Here is a 15,367-nt window from a genome sequence, read left to right as displayed (position 1 = left end):
ATTACCCTCCGATCTGACGCCAGCGGCGTCCATCGCGATGCATCAGCATCAGTGCTTCTTCGGGGCCGGAACTGCCCTGATCGTAGCGAGACGGGCGGTCTCCGCGCTGTTCCCAGCCCTGAATGATGGGATCGACCCAGGCCCAAGCGGCCTCGGCCTCGTCGCCACGCATGAACAGCGTCTGATCGCCTCGGATGACATCCATGATCAGCCGCTCATAGGCATCTGGGGCTTGCGCTTCGGCGCCAAGCGCATCGGCAAAGCTCATGTCCAGTGCCACGTCCGACAGGCGGAACCCACCGGGACCCGGATCCTTGATCGTGGTGCGCAGGGTAATGCCTTCGTCGGGTTGCAGACGGATTACAAGCACGTTTCCGTGCAGGGGGCCGACATTGGGGAAAATGGTATGTGGCGGATCCCGGAAGAACACCGCAATCTCGGATTCGCGCGCGCGCAGACGTTTGCCGGTGCGCAGATAGAAAGGCACACCCGCCCAACGCCAGTTACCAATATGAACCTTTAGGGCAATGAAGCTTTCGGTTCGACTGGCGGGGTTGCCGACATGATCGACATAGCCGCCTTCACCCTTGTCCGCCCGGTATTGGCCACGTGCGATATCCTTGGGCTCGACCGGCTCCAGCGCTTCGATGACTTTGACCTTTTCGTCACGCACGGCGTTTGGTGCGTATTTCGAAGGCGGCTCCATCGCTGTAAGGCACAGCAATTGCACCAGATGGTTCTGGATCATGTCCCGCATTGCACCGGATTGATCGTAATAGGCCCCGCGCCCTTCGACGCCCACGGTCTCGGCCACGGTGATCTGAACGTGATCGACATGGGTGGAATTCCAAAGCGGCTCGAACAGCGAGTTCGCAAAGCGCAGCGCCATCAGGTTCTGCACGGTTTCCTTGCCCAGATAATGGTCGATCCGATAAATCTGATGCTCTTCGAAACAGGCGCGCAAACCCTCGTTAAGTGCCTTAGCCGAGGCCAGATCATGACCAAACGGCTTTTCGACGACGATGCGACTGTCGGGTGTCGCCAAGCCAGTGTCATGCAAGCGCTGCGCAATGCCAGCAAACAGACTTGGCCCAACGGAAAGATAAAAGGCCCGCACAACATCATCACGCACCAGCTTTTTTAGATCGGGCCACCCGGCTTCACCCAAAGCGTCCACAGGCACATATTCGACATGTGCCAGAAACCGATCCAGCGTCTCGGACGAAAAGTCTGGTGCAAATTTCTGCATCGAGGCGCGGACCTGATCGCGGAACCCGTCGCTGTCGATCTCTGACCGCGCCGTGCCGATGATACGCGCGCCCTCGGGCATTTGACCAATCGCAAAACGATGGCACAGGCCCGGCAGGATCTTGCGTTGCGCCAGATCGCCGGTCGCCCCAAACAGCACCAGATCAAATGGTTCTACCGGAATTACGCGTGAAACCATCACGGGCTCCTTCTGAGTGTGCCGATATCAACCTCGCATGGCACGAAACCGCACAATACAAAGACTGTTATCGCTAACATTGCCAGTCAAATAGAAAGCTCCAGCAAAAAAATCAAGCAGAGTTTCCCAAACTGGATCGTTTTGCGCCCTACCCCTGATTGCGCAACCATTCCATCACAGCCGGGCGCACGCTTTGCTCGCCGCGATGGCGGGCGTCGGCAATGATTTTACGCACCTCCGACAGGTCACAGCGCAACAACAGGCTTTTAACCGGGCCAATTGAGGCTGGACGCATCGACAATGTCCGTATGCCAATCGCCGCCAGACACAGAGCCTCTACCGGGCGGCCTGCGTCTTCGCCACAGAAGCTGAGGGGGGTGTCCGATATATCGCAGCGCTCGACAATCCGCTCCATCAAACTCAGGAAACTGACATTTAGCGTGTCATATCGCCGGCGGACCAGCTCGTTTTCACGGTCGGCCGCGAAGAAAAACTGTTTGAGGTCATTGCCGCCGATCGAGATGAAATCCACCTCGTCAAAGAACTTCTGGGGGGCAAAAGCCAGCGATGGCGTTTCCAGCATCGCGCCGACCTCAAGCATTTCCGGCAGGACGTGGCCCAACCGTTTCTCACGCTCGATGGTTTTGTTCACCTCCCACCGGGCTTCGCGGAACTCGTCGGCCTGCGCGACAAAGGGGAACATGATGGTCAGCGGACGACCATTTGCAGCCCGCAGAAGCGCTTGCAACTGCATCCGCATAACGCCGCGTTTGTCCAGGCCCACGCGAATGGCGCGCCAGCCCAGCGCAGGGTTTGGTTCGGCCACGTGTTTCATGTAGGGCAACACTTTGTCCGACCCGATATCGAGGGTGCGGAACACCACCCGTTTGTCGCCTGCCGCGTCCAGAACACGTTGATATTGCGTGACAAGCTCGGAACGCTTTGGCATCTTGTTACGGATCAGGAATTGCAGTTCCGTGCGGAACAGGCCCACGCCTTCTGCGCCCGACGTACCCAGCGACGGCAGGTCAGCCATCAGACCCGCATTCATCACCAGATTGATGCGCGCGCCATCACGGGAAACACACGGGGTTTCTCGGATCGAGGCATAGCGTTCCTGCGCCTTGGCCTGCATGGCGATCTTGTCACGAAAGGCACTGACCACGGTATCTTCGGGGCGCAAATGCACAACGCCCTGATCCCCATCGACCAGAATATGATCACCGTTCAACGCTTCGGTCGTAATCCGACCCACATGCACCACAAGCGGAATCGCCAGTGCCCGCGCCACGATGGTTGCATGACTGCCGACCGAGCCTTCCTCGAGCACGATCCCTTTCAGCGCCCGTCCGTATTCCAACAGGTCTCCGGGGCCGATATTGCGGGCGATCAGGATCGGATCAGGTGGCAAATCGGCACTGTCGGTCTTGCCCTGCCCGGTCAGAATGCGCAGCAGGCGGTTGCTGAGGTCATCCAGATCCGCCAGTCGTTCGCGCAGATAGGGGTCCGTGACCTGCCCCATGCGCGCCCGCGCTTGCGATTGCTCTTTCTCGACTGCAGCTTCGGCGCTGAGGCCAAGTGCAATGTCCTCTTCCATCCGGCGCATCCAGCCCTTGGAATTGGCAAACATGCGATAGGCTTCCAGCACTTTAAGCTGTTCGGTGTCGCCGTTCTGAGAAATCTCGAGCATCTTGTCGACACCGACACGCAGTTCGTCGACCGCTTCGACCAGCCGCTCACGCTCTCGGTGGGGGTCTTCGGCAATCGGGTTTGTGACAACGACGCGGGGCTCATGAAGCCAGACATGTCCTTCCGCAGACCCTTCCTGTGCTTGACCACCACGCAGCAGAACCGATTGCTGGTGCAACGGTGACAGTGCCGCGCCCTCGCCCACAAAAGCACCAAGCTCGGCCATTTCGGCCAGAACCATAGCAACCACTTCCAAAGCATACACTTCGTCGGCGGAAAATTCGCGCGCTTCACGAGACTGGACCACCAAAACGCCCAGCTTTTCCCCTAGGCGCTGAACCGGGACGCCCAGGAAGGACGAATACCGTTCCTCGCCGGTTTCCGGCATGTACCGGAATCCCTTTTCGGACGGTGCATCCGCCGTATTCACGATTTTTCCGAACTTGGCGACGCGCCCCACAAGACCTTCGCCCATGCGCATCCGCGTTTTATGAACCGATTCAGGTGAGAGACCTTCGGTCGCGCACAGCTCCAGCGTCTCTTCATCGCGGAACAGGTAGACCGAGCACACCTCGGCCCGGATGCTGTCAGCAATCAGGTGGGTAATCCGGTCAAGGCGTTCCTGACCGGCGGCTTCGCTCGCCATTTCTTCGCGCAACCGCCGCAGCAGCTTACGGGATTCTGTTTCGGTGCCGTCCGCCATGGCCCACCCAGTTTAGTGTGTCAGGCGAGACCCTTGGCTGAAAAGCTCAGGCCGCCTTGTCCAGTTCAAAGGCATCATGCAGCGCCTGAACAGCAAGTTCCATGTATTTCCTGTCGACCAGAACGGAAATTTTGATCTCAGAGGTTGTAATGACCTTGATATTGATCCCCTCATCCGAGAGCACCTTGAACATTTTGGCCGCAACACCCGACTGCGAGCGCATGCCGATTCCCACAACCGAGACCTTGCAGACGTCATTGTCGGCGACCAGCTCAGCATAGTTCAACTCGCCCGCATCTTTGATCGCAAGCAACGCTTTTTCTGCGCGTGCCACCTGATCGGTCGGGCAGGAGAATGTCATATCCGTGCGGCCCTCGTCCGAGATGTTCTGAACGATCATGTCCACATTCACACCCTCGTCGCTGAGCGCAGTGAAGATGATCGAGGCGATACCAGGGCGGTCGGCCACGGATACAACGGTCATCTTGGCTTCGTCACGGGAATAGGCCACACCGGCCACAACATTGGATTCCATGATATCCTCCTCGTCGCAGACCAAAGTACCGGCCTCGTCGGATTGTTCTTCGAAACTTGAGAGAACGCGCAGTTTCACTTTATAGCGCATCGCCAGCTCGACCGAGCGGGTTTGCAGCACTTTCGCACCCAGCGATGCCAGTTCAAGCATTTCTTCGAACGAAATGCGGTCCAGCTTGCGCGCCTTTTCGCAGATGCGTGGATCGGTGGTGTAGACCCCATCCACATCTGTGTAGATGTCACAGCGCTCGGCACCGAACGCCGCTGCGAAAGCCACGGCTGTGGTGTCCGAGCCGCCGCGACCCAACGTGGTGATACGACCCTCGGGACTAAGACCCTGGAAGCCCGCAACAACAGCAACTTTCATGCCTTCCCCGAACTTCTGGTTCAGGTTCTCGGTCGGGATCTCTTCGATCCGGGCCTGGCTGTGGGCGCTGGTGGTCAGCAGCGGCACCTGCCAGCCCTGCCAACTGCGGGCGGGAATATCCATTTCCTGCAAGGTCAGCGCCATCAGACCAGCAGTGACGTTTTCACCCGAAGACACAACAGCATCGTATTCACGCGCGTCAAACAGGGGCGATGTCTCATTCACCCAGCCCACCAGCTCGTTGGTTTTGCCGGACATGGCCGAGACGATGACGATTACGTCATAACCTTTGGCAACTTCAACACCAATGCGCTTGGCGGCACGGCGGATGCGGTCCAGATTGGCGACAGATGTGCCACCGAATTTCATAACGAGTAAGGGCATGGGGGCAAAAGTCTCCGCGCCGTGGATTAGAGGTTCCGTGCCTCATATGCGAGGGACATCCCAAGAGCAAGGGCGCAAAAGGCGTCTGCCTGCGGCGCAGGGCCGCTTTACTTTGTAAGGGCGTGGTGTCAGCCTAAGGACAACAACCAAATCAAGAGGTTCTACATGTTTCGCCTAGTCCTTGCAGTTGCTCTCCTTTCATCGCCTGCCCTGGCCCAAGTCGCAAGCGTCGCGGGGACTGATGGCCAGAACGCATTGGGGACTGTGCCCTGCGCAGCCAATGCAGGTGATCCGCTGCAAAGCTGTAATGCAGAGCTGCGCCGCCACGATGACGGCACAATAACGCTTGCAGTCGGTTTGGGCGGCGGACAAGTGCGCAATATTTATTTCAAAGATGGCGTACCTGAATCCAGCAGCTCAACCTCGAAAATGTCTTATGAAACGCGTGGCGATCTGATGGTGATCTATATCGATCCAGGCGAGGTCTACGAGATCCCCAAGGCCGCACTGGCTGCTCAGTAAGCGTGCGGCTGCCCGTCATAGGTTTCAAAACAACCTGAGGTGGACAGTGACAAGTCATCAAAACGGTCCATCAGGCCGGACACGGCCTGGTCGACATGAATGTCAGCCGCGACACCGCCCATATCGGTTTGAACCCAGCCCGGGTGATAGATACCAACGGCAATACCGTCTTGCTTGAGGTCTGTCGCCAGGTTGCGACCCAAGTTCAACACCGCCGCCTTGGACGCGCGGTAAATATAGCTGCCACCCGGCGCGCGGGTATGCGAGGCCATTTGCGACGACAGGATCGCCACCTTGCCGCCTGACGCGCGAAGATTGGGCAATAGGGCCTGAATGGTCAGGAACACTCCGGTAACGTTGGTCGCAAAGCTTTGCGCCCACATGTCGACCGGGTAGTCGTTGATCGTGTGGCCCTTGTCCAGATACACGCCTGCATTGCAGATCAAAAGGTCAATGGGCTGATCCTTCAACCGTTCAGCCATTGCCGCTTGCTGCACCGGATCCGTTACGTCCAGACGCAATTGCGCGCTGTCGTCGCGCGACGTTCCGGTAACAGCTTCGCCCCTGTCGCTGTAGCGCTGAGACAGAGCGCGTCCGATGCCGCGATTGGCGCCGGTGATCACGACGTGCATGTGTCAGTTCGTCTTTCTGCTGGGGACAAAGGGCAACGGAGCGACCGGCACGCCATCTTCGATAAGCGATTTGGCCTCGTCTGGCTTGGCCTCTCCGTATATGGCGCGATCCGGGGCCTCGCCCAGATGGATCTTGCGCGCCTCGCTGGCAAAATCCTTGCCTACGTAATCCGAGTTTTCTTCGACATGCCGCCGCATCTCGGCCAAAACCTTCTCAATTTCCGGCGACGGGGTGGCAACATCGATTTTCTCTTCCGCAGCAGGCGCTGGCTGAAGTTTCGGTTGCGCGTTTCGCGCCGGACGAACGCGTGGCGTCATGATCGCCTTTTCAACCCGCTCACATCCGCAGACCGCGCAGGTTACCATCCCTGCCGCAGCCAGTTTGTCGTAGGCTTCGGCGGATTGGAACCAACTGTCGAACGTGTGGCCTTCACTGCATTTCAACGCGTATTGAATCATGTTCAGTCCAAAAAATCGATTGGCGAATAGATACCGACCAAAATGACAATAGCAAGCCTCTCGGGCCTGATCTTAATGTGCGTATGGCTTAAAGTCTCGTAACAGATTGGACAGTCCGGGTGAATGCACCTTAAGAGCTGCCTTTTTGAGCGGGTACCACTTGCGCTTGCGCATCCCTTGTTCCGGGAATTCCTGCGAAATGGACCGCACGTGAACCGGGAACACATCCACCAGAATCAACACGGGCGGTCGATTCGGCTGGTGTTTGTGATGAAGAAACTGCCCCTGTCGAACCCCGCTGCTTTGACCGGAGACTCCTGCTTCTTCCCACGCCTCCTGCAAGGCCGTTTCAGCCGGGGACAAACCCGGGATGAACCAGCCTTTGGGAATAATCCAATGCTGCGCCTTGCGTGTTGTGATCAGCAACACCTCGGGCCGGTTGTTCTTGATCCGGTAACACAGTGCAGCGGCCTGCTGCAAAACGGGCTGTTCCGCAGCGTTAAGATCTTCAAGACGCAGCAGCGTTTGTTTCATGACCTGGCGGTTCCTTAGGTCAAAATTCAGCCCTTTCGCACATAGGATCAAAACGAACCCATTTGGTGTAAGGCATGCTACAAGATACCATATAATGTGTTCATCGCCAAGTCAGGCGCGGGTTTGACGGGAAAATTACATTCGGGCCGAAAGCTGCCGCACCAGTTCGTCGTGGGGAATATCAGCGTCGATTGCCAGACGTCTCAATCCAAAATGTACGCGTGCAATCTGCTGGTAGTACCGCGTGTAGACATAGTTCGTCCCACCGCCGGCTAAGGCTCCGAGTACGGGTACGGACTGGGCCGCCAGCTTTTGGCCCAACACAATCGAAAAGCGCGGTGCAACTGCTGCAATCAGGCGCTGCATAGCGGGCCCCGTCAGGGTCAAGCGAACCGAGAAAAAGCCAAGATCCGCACCATCGTCATGGGAAAGCGGCCCCGAGGCGGACAGAACCCGCACACAGTCGAATTTCACGTTCTCTGCTGTAGGGTCAAAGCCTTCGCGCGCCGCAGCCCCTTGAATGGCGCGTAGCAGCATAGCGGTTGTTGCGGGTAATTCCATCAAAGCTGTCGAAACCCCACCCAGCCCGCCAGCCGCACCCATGGCCGTCGTGACAGCGGTATTCACCCAGGGTTTCTGATCGGGAACGGCGCGCCGTGAACCTTGCGCGGCGTGCATCGCCAGCCACAAAGCCTGCTCGGTTGCTCCGGTCAAGCCATGCCGCACCGGTTCCGGCAACTGCTCCAGCAAAGACTCGGCTGATCCGCCCAGCTTGTTCAAGAGTTTCACACCAGCACCACCGGCAGATCGGTAGTGATCCGCCAGACGATCCAGTTCGGCCTCGGCATCCACGTTTTCAACAAGAACCACGTTCTGCATCTACGCCCTCCTGCCCATAAACATCGGCGTTGCGCGGCGTGGATTCAATAGGTCAGCGGCTCCAACGGGTAACTGCACCCACTACCCCGGACCAGACGCCGGGTTTCAATTCCAATCCCAAAACCCTGTCAGGATTGGTGGGCGGCGGCATCTCGACCCCACTCAAACGCGCGAATCCGAACCGTTTGTAATAGGGTTCATCACCCACCAGCATGACACGCTGCCACCCGCGCGTGCGCCCCGCCTCAACACCTGCGTGGATCAGATACCCGCCCAGCCCCTCGCCCTGATGAGTAGGGTGTACGGCGACGGGCCCCAACAGTAACGCATCGTGATCGCCGACATGAACGGGCCAGAACCGGATTGCACCGGCCAGAATGCCCTGACCATCCCGCGCGACCAAAGACAGCCCCGTGACCGGCGGCACGTCATCGCGCAATCGATAAGACGACAAAGCCTCACGACCCGGCGCAAAGCACAGGTCATAGAGGGCCTCAACCTCCCACCAATCGTCCGGCTCTTCCGGCCTGATCCCGAATTGCTGCACCCTGCCCTCTTTTCCTTGCTGGAATTCGCCCTAGCACTTCGGTACGCCTTGGGCAAACGCTTGGAGATCAGATGTTCTATCGCCCCGAAGACGGCCACGGCCTGCCGCACAACCCGTTCAACGCCATTATCACACCGCGCCCGATCGGCTGGATTTCAACCCGGGATGCAAATGGGATCAACAATCTGGCACCTTATTCCTTTTTCAATGGCGTCGCCTACACGCCACCGCAAGTGATGTTCGCCACAACCGGCACCAAGCACGATCAGAACGGAGGCAAGGACAGCATCGCCAATATCGAAGCGACCGGCGTTTTCTGTGTAAACGTGGTGGCCCATGCTCATCGGGACGCGATGAACGCCAGTTCGGCCGGTCTGCCGAAAGACGTTGATGAGTTTGAACATGCCGGGTTGTCACCCGTCGAATGCGAAACGATTCCATGTTCCCGGATTGCAGGGGCACCCGCTGCACTGGAATGCAAGCTCACCCAGATCGTCACTCTACCCGGTGAAGCCAATCGGGTTGTATTTGGCGAAGTAATCGGCGTGCATCTGCACGATGATCACATCCGGGACGGTAAGTTTGATGTGACATCGTTTCAACCGCTGGCACGGCTTGGATACCGGGACTATGCCGTTGTGTCCGAGTTGTTCAGCCTATCAAGGCCAGATGATTGATGCCCCTACCCAAAGCCTCTCACCGCTACCCGGTGACCCTGCCTGACGGAACCGAACACCTGGGGACGGTGCTCCTCAATCAAGCCATCGATCACCCTCGCTTTCAGGCGGGCGATTACAGCTATGCGTCTGATTTCGAAGCGCCAACGGATTGGGCCTCTCGCTTGGCCCCATATCTTTATCCGTCTTCGCGCGAACGTCTTGTGATTGGTAAGTTCTGTCAAATCGCCCACGGCGTTCGGTTCATCACGTCATCGGCCAACCACGCCATGGATGGAGCGACGTGCTTCCCGTTCCCGGTTTTCGATCCTGCAAAGCTGTTGGAATATCAGCCGGACACGCGTGACACTGTGATCGGAAACGACGTTTGGATCGCCTATGGTGCTTTGATCATGCCGGGGGCAAAAATTGGCGACGGCACAATAGTCGGAGCAGGCTCTGTCGTACGTGGTACGATCCCACCTTATGCGGTCGTTACAGGTAATCCAGCCGAGGTGCGTCGATTCAGGTTTGACCAAGACACCATTGATCGATTGCTTGCCTTAAAATGGTGGGATTGGCCTGCCGATAGGATATCTGAGGCCGAGGAAGCACTACTGTCGGGCAATATCGAACTGCTGGAACAAATGGCTTCGTGAAAAAAGGCGGCCTGTAAAGCCGCTTTTCGAACTTAGTGCCCGCCAAGAATACCGGTGCGGACGGAATAGTCGACCGCCAGTTCGTAATCCGGGTCGTCATCGCTGTCGACCATCAGGTGTCCTGCCTTGTTCAACAGCTTATGACAATCGCGGCTCAGGTGGCGCAGCATGACACGTTTTCCCGCAGCTTCGTATTTAGCAGCGATGTTTTCGATGGCCTGCAAAGCAGACTGATCCACGACCCGGCTTTCTGCAAAATCGACGATCACGGTTTCAGGGTCGTTCGGGACGTCGAACAGTTCGATGAAACCATCAGAAGACCCAAAGAACAGCGGTCCTTGAATTTCGTAGACCTTTGCGCCCTTTTCGGTCTCAGAGTCGCGCGTGACCGCGTGAATGCGTTTGGCGTTGTTCCAGGCATAAGCCAGGGCCGAGACGATGACGCCGACCACAACGGCAACCGCAAGGTCCTCCATCACGGTCACGACGGTCACCAGAACGATGACAAAAGCATCTGTCATGGGGACCTTGCGCATGATCTTGAACGAGTTCCACGCAAAGGTGCCGATCACCACCATGAACATCACACCGACCAAAGCGGCCAGCGGGATTTGTTCGATCAGGGGCGAGGCAAACAGGATAAAGACCAGCAGGAACAGCGCTGCCGCGATACCGGCGATACGAGTTCGGCCGCCGGATTTCACGTTGATCATCGACTGACCAATCATTGCGCAGCCGCCCATGCCGCCAAAGAACCCGGTCACGATATTCGATGCGCCCTGCGCGATGCATTCCTGAGACGCGCCACCGCGTTTTCCGGTGATCTCGCCCACAAGGTTCAGGGTCAACAGGGATTCGATCAGACCAATGGCCGCCAGAATGACAGCATAAGGCAGAATGATTTCGAACGTTTCCCAGTTCAGCGGCACCATCGGGATGTGGAACGCAGGGAGACCGCCTTCGATCGAGGCAAGATCGCCAACGCGTGGCACGTCCAGTCCCAGGCCGATAACCAGAGCCGCGACCACCAGAATTCCGGCCAGAGGCGCAGGAATGATGCGCGTGACACGTGGCATGACCCAGATCACCGCCATTGTCAGCGCCACAAGACCCAACATGGTGTAAAGCTGCATTCCCGACAGCCATTCCCCTCCGCTCATGCCATGGCCGGTGTTTTCCATGGTTCCGGGCACTTTGAACTGCCCCATCTGGGCCAGAAAGATCACGATGGCCAAACCGTTCACAAAGCCCAGCATCACCGGGTGCGGCACCAGACGGATAAAGCGCCCCCAATGCATCGCCCCGGCTATGACTTGGAGAATTCCCATAAGAACAACGGTCGCGAAAAGGTATTCGACCCCGTGTTCGGCCACCAGCGCCACCATGACAACCGCCAGAGCGCCGGTCGCGCCCGAGATCATACCGGGCCGCCCGCCGATCAGTGCCGTGATCAGGCCAACCAGGAACGCCGCATAGAGACCAACCAGCGGGTGCACGCCTGCGACAAAGGCAAAAGCCACAGCCTCGGGCACCAACGCAAGGGCCACGGTCAGGCCGGACAAGAGTTCGATCCGCAGGCGAGAGAAGGTCAACCCCTCATCAGGCACCCAGCGCAGATCGGGCATGGCAACGCGGTTGGCAAAACTTGCCAGCAAGGCTCGGGGCATTGGTCAGTCCTATAGGGTTTTATGTTCGCGCGAAGGCGCCTATGTAGCGGACACAAGGGTGTTGAGCTACCGCATCAAGCGGGATGCAGCCATGTGCTTGATGCATACCTCGGCCTCGCGGCAACGTGACTTGCAGGTCTACGGTTCACCAACCAACAGTGTGGTCATGCGTTGGATCATGCTCTTTCTCGTTTCAGCCCTGCCCGCTTTGGCCCAGGATCTGGAAGGTAACGACACGGCCGGGAATTGGCGGGTCACCCACCATGAGATTTTCGGGATATGGAATTCGATCTGCGACGAACGCGAAGAACACGGGGCGTTGAAGCAGCGGTGTTACATCCGACGGGCAGAGGTGTTTTCGCAAAGACCGAAATTTGCGGCACAGTTCGTTTTCATCACGCCAGAGGCCCAAGGCTTCAAGGTGGAATTCGGGATGGAACCCGGCACCCTTTTCAATCCGTCCGGGTTTCGCATCGACAAGGGTAATGAAACCATCTGGCGCACGCGGCGTCCCGGTTGCCTGATCGGGCTTGGCTGCACCTTCGAAGATCAGCGTGCCGAAGACCTGTTAGATGCCATGCTGGCCGGGGACGAGTATCGCTTTGTATTTCGTGACAGGCATGGGCAACCGCAGAACTTAACCTGGCCACTGGACACGTTCGGCACAGCCTGGGCTGATTTCAAGACACAGTCTCATCTGCGTAACCTGCTGCCGAAACAGGATTAGACCCCTTGTCAAAAGCACCCCCAGCCCGCACAAATCCGACAGCAATTCAATACGTGGAGCAGGACTGTGACCCAAACCAAGATTGCCGTTATTGGCGGATCAGGCATCTATGAGATCGACGGGCTGGAAAATGCGGAATTGGTCGAGGTTGAGAGTCCATGGGGAACGCCATCGGACCAGATCCTGACCGGTTCATTAGACGGTGTCGATATGGCCTTTCTGCCGCGTCATGGGCGCGGCCACGTGCATTCGCCAACCGATGTGCCCTATCGCGCCAATATCGACGCGTTAAAGCGGCTGGGCGTGACGGACGTGATCTCGGTTTCAGCCTGTGGATCGTTTCGCGAGCATATGGCACCCGGCGACTTCGTGATTGTCGATCAGTTCATCGACCGGACTTTTGCACGGGATAAGAGCTTTTTCGGAAGTGGCTGTGTGGCTCATGTCAGCGTGGCGCATCCGACTTGTCCGCGCCTGTCAGACGCCTGCGAAACAGCAGGGAAAGCCGCGGGCATCAATATCCTTCGTGGCGGCACCTATCTGGCGATGGAGGGGCCTCAGTTCTCATCCCTCGCAGAATCCAAGATGTATCGCGAGCAATGGGGCTGTGATGTGATTGGCATGACCAACATGCCCGAAGCCAAACTCGCCCGCGAAGCCGAGCTTTGTTACGCCTCGGTCGCGATGGTCACGGATTATGACAGCTGGCACCCGGACCATGGTGAGGTTGACGTGACCGCCATCATCGCAACGCTGACCGGCAACGCTGACAAGGGTCGCGCATTGGTCAAGGGGCTGCCCGCGTTACTGGGGGCTGAACGTGAACCTTGCCCGCATGGCTGTGACAGGGCCTTGGAATACGCGATCCTGACTGCCCCTGAAAAACGCAACCCTGCGCTGTTGGCCAAGCTGGACGCAGTGGCAGGACGCATTCTCTGACGTTACCTTTGTGGCAAACGGTCCTGAACAGTTTGCCACAGACCATGTGACCACAAGTCATTGTGGGTTCCGTCTTGAACCGAGAAGAACTCCACCCCTTCGCCGCCCATGTCGGCAAGGCGTTCTCCGTGATGTACGGGAACGGTCTGATCGTCGGTACCGTGGAAGATCAATGTCGGCACCTCGATAGCGTCTATGATGTCTCGGGTGGCGAACTGGTCGCGCATCAGGGCCGATACGGGCAACCAAGGGTAACGTTCAGCTGCCACATCCACGGTCGCTGTAAACGGCGCTTCCAGCACCAGCATCTCGGCCTCGGGCCGTTGCGCTGCAACCGCCGCAGCCACTCCTGTACCAAGGCTTTGGCCGTGTAGAACAACTTGCTCTCCGGCGCTGCGCAATTGGTCAAACAACTCTAATCCGTCCGAGATCAAACCCGCTTGGGACGGCGCGCCTGCACTGCCTGGAAAGCCGCGATAGCTGGGCGCTAGTAGCCCGTAGCCGCTGTTCAGTATCTCTCGGAACCGATCCGCGCGATCGCTCAGATTGCCGCTCTGGCCATGAAAAAACAATACGGTCGGGGCACCTTCGACGGCTGCCGGCGCGGCCCAAGCCGTCAGAACCGTACCATCGGACATAGGCATTGAACGCACATCGATATCCGCCAAAGAAACCGAGGCTGGATCAGGCAATTCACCGTCTGGCTTGTAAAGCAGCGATTGCTGGTTGAAGTACATGTATCCGACGATGACCCCATACACGACGCCCCCGGCCAGCAAGAGGCCAAGCAGCAACCGTTTGATGCGATTGATCCGCCTCAACGTATTAGTATCTGCACTTTGGATCTGCACCTTTGCCTCCTGCGAAGTTATTTCCTTTAGTCTGGGGAGGTTCAGGACCGTTTCAAGATGAATGAGCAAAGCTTCATCTAAACTTCAAGCCGTTGCCACACTGCTTAAATCCATCAGCTTTGCGATTCAGATGCGAGAAACGCACAGGTGCTTGATCTTGCCGCCTCAAAAACAGCCAAACGATCAAGGCAGAGACTTGACGTTGGCATCATACAAGGGCTTGGTGTGACGACACCTTTACAGGAGACCCCATGTCGCTTGAACTCTGGCTGGCTTTTGTCGCCGCGTCCACCGCTTTGCTGCTGATCCCCGGCCCGACCGTGTTGCTTGTGCTTAGCTATGCGCTGTCCAAGGGCCGCAGCGTTGCTGTGGCCTCGGCAACCGGAGTCGCGGTGGGGGATCTTATCGCGATGACCGCCTCACTGTTGGGGTTGGGCGCGCTGGTGCTGGCATCCGCCACCTTGTTTTCAGTGCTAAAGTGGATCGGGGCAGCCTATCTGGTCTGGCTTGGGATCAAACTGCTGCGAAGCGCACCGTCCGGCGGGCTGAACGCGGTCGATACCGACAACGATGTAACGGCGCGCAACGTGTTTGGGCACGCCGCTGCGGTGACCGCACTGAACCCGAAATCCATCGCCTTTTTCATCGCCTTTGTTCCGCAGTTCCTGCGTCCAGCCGATCCGCTGGGCCCCCAATTCGTCATCCTGATCGCGACATTTGTGGGTCTGGCTTGGCTGAACGCGTTGGCTTATGCGCTGCTGGCCGACCGGCTGCGGCGCGTAATTGGCCGTGCCAGCGTTATTACAGCAATGACGCGATTTGGTGGGCTGACTTTGATCGGAATGGGGGTCGCGACGGCTGTTCTGCGCCGCCCGGCCTGAGGCGCGCTTAGTCCTCGGCGTGTTCTTTCATGAAACCGCGAATAAACCGGCGGATTTCGCGCGCGGCTGACGTGTCCAGCTCTTTGCACAGTTCGACAAAAGCGTCGCGCTCATCCTTGTCCAAGCGCAGGACCAGTTGACTGTTTTTCTTGGTCGATCCCTTGCCGTCTTTCTTAGCCACGCGCACTGTCCCCAACATCATCTTGCAATTTTAGGCGATGCATTGTATATACATAGCATAGTGATTGTCGTTATCGGGCACTTAACAACAATAAAAGGAATATGGCAAT

17 protein-coding genes are annotated in these 15,367 nt (G+C 57.8%); 6 read left to right on the top strand and 11 right to left on the bottom strand.

Annotation, left to right across the window (positions count from 1 at the left end):
• Position 1 precedes the first annotated feature (1 nt).
• The 3 genes from zwf to GS646_RS04495 form a co-directional block, all read right to left on the bottom strand.
• Positions 2-1,447, bottom strand: coding sequence for a glucose-6-phosphate dehydrogenase (gene zwf, locus GS646_RS04505; RefSeq protein ID WP_171186821.1), 1,446 nt, complete (start codon positions 1,445-1,447; stop codon positions 2-4).
• A 148-nt stretch (positions 1,448-1,595) separates the two neighbouring features.
• Positions 1,596-3,839, bottom strand: a complete 2,244-nt coding sequence (ptsP, locus tag GS646_RS04500) for a phosphoenolpyruvate--protein phosphotransferase (protein WP_171186823.1) — start codon at positions 3,837-3,839, stop codon at positions 1,596-1,598.
• 46 nt (positions 3,840-3,885) lie between these two features.
• A complete protein-coding gene (locus tag GS646_RS04495) occupies positions 3,886-5,124 on the bottom strand; it encodes an aspartate kinase (RefSeq protein WP_171186826.1) in 1,239 nt (412 codons plus the stop codon).
• A gap of 165 nt (positions 5,125-5,289) precedes the next feature.
• Here GS646_RS04495 and GS646_RS04490 point away from each other — a divergent pair, with 165 nt between their 5' ends.
• Positions 5,290-5,646: a hypothetical protein gene (locus GS646_RS04490; RefSeq protein WP_171647540.1), complete on the top strand. Its 357-nt coding sequence runs from the start codon at positions 5,290-5,292 to the stop codon at positions 5,644-5,646.
• On the opposite strand, the gene GS646_RS04485 is transcribed toward GS646_RS04490, so the two are convergent.
• From GS646_RS04485 to GS646_RS04465, 5 genes are all read right to left on the bottom strand, one after another.
• Entirely contained in the window at positions 5,640-6,278 is a 639-nt protein-coding gene (locus tag GS646_RS04485) for an SDR family oxidoreductase (protein WP_171186830.1), read from the bottom strand. The genes GS646_RS04490 and GS646_RS04485 overlap by 7 nt on opposite strands.
• Before the next feature lie 3 nt (positions 6,279-6,281).
• Complete coding sequence (locus tag GS646_RS04480; RefSeq protein WP_171186832.1) at positions 6,282-6,737, bottom strand: DUF1178 family protein; 456 nt, start codon at positions 6,735-6,737, stop codon at positions 6,282-6,284.
• A 72-nt stretch (positions 6,738-6,809) separates the two neighbouring features.
• Positions 6,810-7,271: an NUDIX hydrolase gene (locus GS646_RS04475; RefSeq protein WP_171186834.1), complete on the bottom strand. Its 462-nt coding sequence runs from the start codon at positions 7,269-7,271 to the stop codon at positions 6,810-6,812.
• A gap of 135 nt (positions 7,272-7,406) precedes the next feature.
• Entirely contained in the window at positions 7,407-8,150 is a 744-nt protein-coding gene (locus tag GS646_RS04470; protein ID WP_171186836.1) for an EcsC family protein, read from the bottom strand.
• A 52-nt stretch (positions 8,151-8,202) separates the two neighbouring features.
• Entirely contained in the window at positions 8,203-8,697 is a 495-nt protein-coding gene (locus GS646_RS04465; protein WP_171186837.1) for a GNAT family N-acetyltransferase, read from the bottom strand.
• A gap of 71 nt (positions 8,698-8,768) precedes the next feature.
• On the opposite strand from GS646_RS04465, the gene GS646_RS04460 reads away from it, so the two are divergent.
• Together GS646_RS04460 and GS646_RS04455 are read left to right on the top strand one after the other, a co-directional pair.
• Complete coding sequence (locus GS646_RS04460; protein ID WP_171186839.1) at positions 8,769-9,374, top strand: flavin reductase family protein; 606 nt, start codon at positions 8,769-8,771, stop codon at positions 9,372-9,374.
• Complete coding sequence (locus GS646_RS04455; protein WP_171186841.1) at positions 9,374-10,012, top strand: CatB-related O-acetyltransferase; 639 nt, start codon at positions 9,374-9,376, stop codon at positions 10,010-10,012. The genes GS646_RS04460 and GS646_RS04455 overlap by 1 nt, the downstream gene beginning before the upstream one ends.
• Positions 10,013-10,044: 32 nt before the next feature.
• Here GS646_RS04455 and GS646_RS04450 read toward each other — a convergent pair whose 3' ends face one another.
• On the bottom strand, positions 10,045-11,679 hold the full coding sequence (locus tag GS646_RS04450) for a SulP family inorganic anion transporter (protein WP_171647542.1): 1,635 nt from the start codon (positions 11,677-11,679) through the stop codon (positions 10,045-10,047).
• Between the two features lie 61 nt (positions 11,680-11,740).
• On the opposite strand from GS646_RS04450, the gene GS646_RS04445 reads away from it, so the two are divergent.
• Both GS646_RS04445 and GS646_RS04440 read left to right on the top strand, forming a co-directional pair.
• Positions 11,741-12,406 (top strand): invasion associated locus B family protein, encoded by a 666-nt coding sequence (locus GS646_RS04445; protein WP_253746539.1) that lies wholly within the window; start codon positions 11,741-11,743, stop codon positions 12,404-12,406.
• A gap of 66 nt (positions 12,407-12,472) precedes the next feature.
• Positions 12,473-13,345 carry an S-methyl-5'-thioadenosine phosphorylase gene (locus tag GS646_RS04440; protein ID WP_171186845.1) on the top strand — a complete coding sequence of 291 codons (873 nt, stop codon included), beginning with the start codon at positions 12,473-12,475 and terminating at the stop codon, positions 13,343-13,345.
• Positions 13,346-13,347: 2 nt separating this feature from the next.
• Here the strand turns inward: GS646_RS04440 and GS646_RS04435 are convergent, their stop codons facing one another.
• A complete protein-coding gene (locus tag GS646_RS04435) occupies positions 13,348-14,196 on the bottom strand; it encodes an alpha/beta hydrolase (RefSeq protein WP_171186847.1) in 849 nt (282 codons plus the stop codon).
• A gap of 251 nt (positions 14,197-14,447) precedes the next feature.
• Between GS646_RS04435 and GS646_RS04430 the strand changes: the two genes are divergently transcribed.
• Positions 14,448-15,077, top strand: a complete 630-nt coding sequence (locus GS646_RS04430; protein ID WP_171186849.1) for a LysE family translocator — start codon at positions 14,448-14,450, stop codon at positions 15,075-15,077.
• Between the two features lie 7 nt (positions 15,078-15,084).
• Here the strand turns inward: GS646_RS04430 and GS646_RS04425 are convergent, their stop codons facing one another.
• Positions 15,085-15,258 carry a hypothetical protein gene (locus GS646_RS04425; RefSeq protein WP_170384937.1) on the bottom strand — a complete coding sequence of 58 codons (174 nt, stop codon included), beginning with the start codon at positions 15,256-15,258 and terminating at the stop codon, positions 15,085-15,087.
• Between the last annotated feature and the right edge of the window lie 109 nt (positions 15,259-15,367).

The organism is Ruegeria sp. HKCCD4315 (genome assembly GCF_013112245.1).
Lineage (GTDB): Bacteria > Pseudomonadota > Alphaproteobacteria > Rhodobacterales > Rhodobacteraceae > Ruegeria.
This window is presented reverse-complemented; position numbering and strand designations above follow the sequence as displayed.

Bases quoted from the DNA above. Each gene is read 5' to 3' on its own strand.
- zwf (WP_171186821.1), bottom strand. From the start codon at position 1,447: ATGGTTTCACGCGTAATTCCGGTAGAACCATTTGATCTGGTGCTGTTT.
- ptsP (WP_171186823.1), bottom strand. From the start codon at position 3,839: ATGGCGGACGGCACCGAAACAGAATCCCGTAAGCTGCTGCGGCGGTTG.
- GS646_RS04495 (WP_171186826.1), bottom strand. From the start codon at position 5,124: ATGCCCTTACTCGTTATGAAATTCGGTGGCACATCTGTCGCCAATCTG.
- GS646_RS04490 (WP_171647540.1), top strand. From the start codon at position 5,290: ATGTTTCGCCTAGTCCTTGCAGTTGCTCTCCTTTCATCGCCTGCCCTG.
- GS646_RS04485 (WP_171186830.1), bottom strand. From the start codon at position 6,278: ATGCACGTCGTGATCACCGGCGCCAATCGCGGCATCGGACGCGCTCTG.
- GS646_RS04480 (WP_171186832.1), bottom strand. From the start codon at position 6,737: ATGATTCAATACGCGTTGAAATGCAGTGAAGGCCACACGTTCGACAGT.
- GS646_RS04475 (WP_171186834.1), bottom strand. From the start codon at position 7,271: ATGAAACAAACGCTGCTGCGTCTTGAAGATCTTAACGCTGCGGAACAG.
- GS646_RS04470 (WP_171186836.1), bottom strand. From the start codon at position 8,150: ATGCAGAACGTGGTTCTTGTTGAAAACGTGGATGCCGAGGCCGAACTG.
- GS646_RS04460 (WP_171186839.1), top strand. From the start codon at position 8,769: ATGTTCTATCGCCCCGAAGACGGCCACGGCCTGCCGCACAACCCGTTC.
- GS646_RS04455 (WP_171186841.1), top strand. From the start codon at position 9,374: ATGCCCCTACCCAAAGCCTCTCACCGCTACCCGGTGACCCTGCCTGAC.
- GS646_RS04450 (WP_171647542.1), bottom strand. From the start codon at position 11,679: ATGCCCCGAGCCTTGCTGGCAAGTTTTGCCAACCGCGTTGCCATGCCC.
- GS646_RS04430 (WP_171186849.1), top strand. From the start codon at position 14,448: ATGTCGCTTGAACTCTGGCTGGCTTTTGTCGCCGCGTCCACCGCTTTG.